At 45.0% G+C, this 1,436-nt stretch carries 1 protein-coding gene; it reads left to right on the forward strand.

The window, feature by feature from the left end:
- Positions 1 to 244 precede the first annotated feature (244 nt).
- Positions 245 to 1,389 (forward strand): IS3 family transposase gene (locus EDM60_RS28330; protein WP_122966905.1). Its coding sequence is split into 2 segments (ribosomal slippage): positions 245 to 518 and positions 518 to 1,389, totalling 1,146 coding nucleotides; the frame shifts between segments, so codons are not numbered across the junction.
- The last annotated feature ends 47 nt before the right edge of the window (positions 1,390 to 1,436 follow it).

Here is a 1,436-nt window from a genome sequence, read left to right on the forward strand (position 1 = left end):
ACCCCGTATGGCGATATCGCCTACCAGGAGCAAAAAGGGAAAAACGGCGGCACACGTCCGCTCGTGGAAAACGAGTTTACGCCAGACGGTTTGCAGGTCAGCCGCACGATTCCCTACGGAAACCAGGCCAAGAGCACCTCTTATGCCTAGGGACTGACCCCGTAATGTGAGACAAATCAAAACACCTTCAAGAGAACCTGACCATGTCGTAAGATATGGGGACAACCTTGGAGGTGTTTTTGCGTTGGCAACTAGAGTTAGTTATCCCGTAGAAATTAAAATGAAAGCAATTGAAATGCGTCTTGCAGGTGTCACCAAAAAGCAGATCATGCAGGAACTAAATATTAAAAATAAGACCCAAATTCAACAGTGGATGCGCTGGTATCAGAGCGGAGACATTCATCGTCTCCAACAGCCTGTAGGAAAGCAATATAGTTATGGAAAAGGGCCGATGTACGATTCTGAACTGGAACAAGTCAAAGCAGAGAATCGTTTTCTTAAACAACAACTGGACGTTCTAAAAAAGTTAGAGGAGTGGGAAAGGAGGTGTCACCAGAAGTAATCGTTCCTTGGATGGAGTCCATTCGTGGGCAAGTAAGCGTGAGCCAAGCTTGCGCGTGGCTTGGTATCCCTCGTTCTACCTACTACCGTTGGAAAGCTGCATACGCGAAAAGAAACGAGGATTTAGTTGTGGAAAAGATTCGGCAACTCTGTATTCAACATAAGTTCCGTTATGGGTACAGAAAGATTACAGCACTGATGCGAGCTGAGATGTCAATTAATCATAAACGAATACAACGTATCATGCAGCGTGAACAACTACAATGCCGAGTGAGGATGAAGAAACGAAAGACAACAGGACAACCTTCTTATGTAGCAGATCATCTCCTGCTGCGACAATTTCAAGCAAGTACCCCCATGCAGAAATTAGTGACCGACATTACTTATTTACCTTACGGAAGTAAACTTTTATATTTATCGAGCATCATGGACTTGTACAATGGTGAGATTGTGGCATACAGTATTTCTGACAAACAAGACACATCGCTTGTCCTCGATACGCTATATCAACTGCCAGACCAACCTGGAATGATGCTACATAGCGATCAGGGCAGCGTGTATACGTCTCAGGCGTATCAAGCAGCAGTTAAGGGAAAAGGCATTACCATGAGCATGTCCCGTAAGGGTACGCCCGCTGATAATGCCCCCATCGAGTCGTTTCATTCCACACTAAAGTCTGAAACGTTCTATCTCGATAATTTTATCTGTACGACGACGGCCATCGTTGTGCAGATTATCCAAAGCTACATTCATTACTATAACTCAATTCGCATTCAAACGAAACTAAACAACCAGTCACCGATTCAATTTCGGCAACTGGCTGCTTAAATAGCTAAGGTGTTTTGATCCCTGTCCTACGGACGGGGGTCAGTCCC

This window comes from Brevibacillus parabrevis, assembly GCF_003710905.1.
Classification (GTDB): domain Bacteria; phylum Bacillota; class Bacilli; order Brevibacillales; family Brevibacillaceae; genus Brevibacillus; species Brevibacillus parabrevis.